Source organism: Enterococcus silesiacus, assembly GCF_001886225.1.
Taxonomy (GTDB): Bacteria; Bacillota; Bacilli; order Lactobacillales; family Enterococcaceae; genus Enterococcus_L; species Enterococcus_L silesiacus.
In genome coordinates, this window is sequence record NZ_JXLC01000047.1 from 1 (window position 1) to 4,424 (window position 4,424).

At 37.8% G+C, this 4,424-nt stretch carries 4 protein-coding genes; all 4 read left to right on the forward strand.

Annotated features, from left to right (window positions below):
* Positions 1-216 precede the first annotated feature (216 nt).
* Positions 217-1,071, forward strand: coding sequence for an SAM hydrolase/SAM-dependent halogenase family protein (locus RV15_RS18185; protein ID WP_071879403.1), 855 nt, complete (start codon positions 217-219; stop codon positions 1,069-1,071).
* A 14-nt stretch (positions 1,072-1,085) separates the two neighbouring features.
* The gene (locus tag RV15_RS18190; protein WP_071879404.1) at positions 1,086-1,637 is read left to right on the forward strand and encodes an ECF-type riboflavin transporter substrate-binding protein; all 552 of its coding nucleotides are present in this window, start codon (positions 1,086-1,088) and stop codon (positions 1,635-1,637) included.
* Between the two features lie 199 nt (positions 1,638-1,836).
* Positions 1,837-3,546 (forward strand): ABC transporter ATP-binding protein, encoded by a 1,710-nt coding sequence (locus RV15_RS18195; RefSeq protein WP_071879405.1) that lies wholly within the window; start codon positions 1,837-1,839, stop codon positions 3,544-3,546.
* Positions 3,543-4,376, forward strand: a complete 834-nt coding sequence (locus RV15_RS18200; RefSeq protein WP_071879406.1) for an energy-coupling factor transporter transmembrane component T family protein — start codon at positions 3,543-3,545, stop codon at positions 4,374-4,376. The genes RV15_RS18195 and RV15_RS18200 overlap by 4 nt, the downstream gene beginning before the upstream one ends.
* The last annotated feature ends 48 nt before the right edge of the window (positions 4,377-4,424 follow it).

Sequence of the window (4,424 nt, forward strand, 5' to 3'; positions counted from 1 at the left end):
GATGTGACTCGCAGAGTTATGTCCTAGCCACATTTTTTCTGTTTTATAAATAACGAATGATTATCGATATGTATAGTCTATTGTTCGATAATTTCATTGACAGAATGATGATAAAAAGGTAATATGTTTGAGAATTGATAGGGAAAACGATGGATACTTGTCCTATTTTTTCGTGAAATAACAGATTTATTGGATTACTCGGAGAGGAGCAACAAGATGGGGAACTATTTAGTTTTACAAACTGATTTTGGGTTGGGTGATGGAGCAGTAAGCGCTATGTATGGTGTAGCACATATGGTAAGCAATGAGATCATCGTTGGAGATTTGACCCATGAGATTCCTCCCTATGATATTTGGGCAGCGTCTTATCGTTTGTATCAAACTGTAAAATATTGGCCAAAAGAAACAGTTTTTGTATCAGTTGTCGATCCAGGAGTAGGTAGTGCTAGACGAAGTATTGTCGCTAAGACAAGCTCAGGACACTATATTATAACGCCGGACAATGGTTCTTTGACGCATATTTTACATTATCAAGGAATCGAAGAAATCCGCTCGATCGATGAAGTGACCAGTCGCTTACCGCATTCAGAGGAAAGTCACACCTTTCATGGCAGAGATATCTATGCTTATAATGGTGCCCGTTTAGCTAGTAGCGAAATTTCTTTTGAAGAACTGGGTAGCATCGTCGCGATGGACTCTATTCAAACATTGCCTTTAATTGAAGCAAAGCAAGAGGGGCATATCTTAGAAGGAAGTATCGATGTTTTAGATATTCGTTTTGGTTCCTTGTGGACAAATATTCCGTTTGCCTTCATGAAAGAAGAAAAAATTGTTCCTAACGATCAATTACAGGTAACGATCTATCATCAAGGAAAAAAAGTGTACCAAAATATTATGAAATTTGCTAAATCATTTGCAGATGTCAATATTGGGGAACCTTTAGTTTATGTCAATTCATTAGTCAATATTGGGGTGGCTGTCAATCAAGATTCGTTTTCCAAATTGTATCATATTGGAACAGGAACAGATTGGACAATCCAGTTGAGAAAAGCACCGAAGATCATTTTTTAATAGGAGTGGAAAGAATGAAAAAAGATTTTTCAGTAAAAACAATCGTAGCAATCGGTATCGGTTCAGCAGTATTTGTTATTTTAGGGCGTTTTGTGGTTATTCCAACGGGATTTCCTAATACCAACTTAGAAACAGCATATCCATTTTTAGCATTGATTTCAGCTATTTTCGGACCAGTTGCCGGAGGTTTGATCGGCTTGATTGGTCATACGCTAAAAGATTTTACAACCTATGGCGGTGCGTGGTGGAGTTGGATTGTTTGTTCAGGAATAATCGGCGTAATTTATGGAATAGCAGGTAGAAAAATCGATCTTCAGCATGGCGAATTTAGTAAAAAAGACATTATTCATTTTAATATTTATCAAGTAGTCGGCAATGCTGTGGTTTGGGGCTTGATTGCGCCTACATTAGATGTATTGATCTATAGTGAACCTGCTAGTAAAGTCTACACGCAAGGCGTAATTGCTGTTGTTCTGAACATTATCGCTGTGGGAATCATTGGAACGCTCTTGATGGCGGCATATGCGGCAACGCGCACTAAAAAAGGCAGTTTAACAAAAGATTGATTATGTAGTAAAATGAGGGTATAAGAGAAGTCTCATAAAATAGAAAATTAAGAGCGAGAGAAAGAAAGAGACATAACTCGGTGAGTTATATCACTTTTCTTAGAGACTGGATAAAGAGGTGGAACAGAAGTAACGTCTTCTGTTTCAGCTGCCAGCCTTGTCTCGGCTTTTTTTTACATAGGGAAAAGGAGTGGCATCAATGAAAAAACCACTGATTACTTTTGACAATGTTACGTTTCAGTATCATAGTCAGGCTGAACCGACGCTACATAATATTGATTTAACGATTTATGAAGGAGAAAAGGTGTTAATTGTTGGGCCAAGTGGCAGTGGCAAATCAACCTTTGCTCAATGTATCAATGGTTTGATTCCTTATACTTATGAAGGAGAAATTACTGGGCACGTAAAAATTGGTGATAAAGACTTAATCAATACAAGTTTGTTTGAGTTATCTTTTGATGTCGGCACTGTTTTGCAGGATACAGATGGTCAGTTTATTGGATTGACAGTTGGAGAAGATGTTGCATTTGCTTTAGAAAATGATGAAGTAGCCCAAAGCAAAATGAAGGAAGAAGTGAATCATTGGACGAAAGTTGTTGGTTTGAATGATTTTTTACACCATCGTCCGCAGGATTTATCCGGTGGTCAAAAGCAACGGGTATCTATGGCAGGTGTTTTGATCGATGAGGCGCCTATTCTAGTCTTTGATGAACCATTGGCTAATCTTGATCCTAAAGCGGGAAAAGAAACAATTGCACTGATTGATGAGATCCATCAAAAAACGAAAACCACTATTTTGATTATTGAGCATCGCCTAGAAGATGTGTTGTATCGGTCGGTTGATCGTGTGATTGTTTTTAATGATGGTCGAATCGTTTCTGATCTACCTGCAGATGAATTATTAAAAACAAATCTATTAACAGAGCAAGGGATTCGTGAGCCATTGTATATCACCGCAATGAAATATGCCGGCGTGGATTTAGGAACGGCTACACATTTATCGAATATTGAACAAGTTCAAGCGCCTAATCTGAAAGAACAAATGGAAAGCTGGATGAAAAAGCGAACTCAAGTGACAGAGCCAACGTCATTTCCTCCATTACTGGAGTTAAACGAGATTACGTATCAGTATAGACGAAATGATCGCTATGTTTTAAAGGATGTCTCTGTTCTATTCAAACGTGGAGAGATGCTTAGTATTGTAGGAGAAAATGGGGCCGGGAAATCGACATTAAGTAAAGCTATATGTGGATTTATTACGCCTCAGTCAGGTAAAATGTTATGGTCAGGAGAAGATTTTAGTCAGTTTTCTATCAAAGAACGTGCTGATAAAATTGGTTTTGTCATGCAAAATCCAAATCAAATGATTTCTAAGAAAATGATTTTTGAAGAAGTTGCGTTAGGTTTGACATTGAAGGGGTTTCCTGAAGAAAAAATCAAAGAACGAGTGGAGAAGGTCTTGAAAATCTGTGGACTGTATTCATTCCGCCATTGGCCGATTTCAGCACTTAGCTATGGTCAAAAAAAGCGAGTTACGGTTGCAGCTATTTTGGTTTTGGAACCCGAAATGATCATATTAGATGAGCCGACTGCTGGACAAGATTTCAAGCATTACACTGAAATGATGACATTCTTAGAGGAGCTAAACAAGATGGGAATGACGATTGTAATGATCACTCACGATATGCACCTCATGTTGGAATATACAGACCGTGCATTAGTCTTATTTGATGGCGAAATCATTGCAGACACGACACCTGTCAATGTCTTGACTGACTCTGAATTAGTAAAAAAGGCCTCGCTAAAAGAAACTAGCTTATTCACTTTTGCGCAACATTTGGGAATGACTGATCCCTTTTTATTTACAGAAAATTTTATGGCCTATGATCAGGAGGTACGTTTAAAATGAATGAACATCAAATGCTAGGTTACATCCCTGATGATACAGCTATTCATAGATTGAACGGGACGGCTAAATTAATTTTTTTGATTCTCCTATCTGTCGCTTGTATGACGACTTATGATACCCGTTTTTTACTTGGTATGACGATTTTTTCGTTGATTTTATTTAAGTTGTCCCACATTAAGTGGCATCAGATTTCATTTGTCGTAAAATTTATTTTTGTATTTTCGTTGTTGAATATTCTTGCGGTCTATCTATTTTCTCCAGAATATGGCGTTGAATTATATCAGTCTAGAACGGTGATTTGGGCGGGGATCGGTCGATTTACGCTTACGCAAGAGCAATTATTTTACGAGTTAAATTTAGTTTTAAAATATTTTTGTACAATCCCGCTAGTCTTGATTTTTCTTTTAACTACAAATCCAAGTGAATTTTCATCTAGCTTAAACCGAATCGGTGTCAGTTATAAAATCAGTTATGCTGTGGCATTGGCAATTCGTTATATTCCAGATATTCAAGAGGATTTTGTGAATATTTCCCTTGCGCAACAGGCGCGCGGCTTTGAGATGTCTAAAAAAGGCAAATTGACACAACGGTTGAAAGGGACTGCTCAGATTGTTTTTCCTTTGATCCTGTCTAGTTTGGATCGCATTGAAACAATCAGTACCGCAATGGAGCTGCGACGTTTTGGCGAAAAGAAGAACAGAACCTGGTATGCACAACAGCCGTTTCGTCGTTCTGATTTTCTGGTTATGGGCTTAGCGATTTTGCTAACAGCTATTAGTTTTGCATTATTTAAAGTCAATGGGGGAAGATTTTATAATCCGTTTAATTAATACTATTTAAGGGACTGAGGTTGGGACAAACACCCATGAGGGCTATCG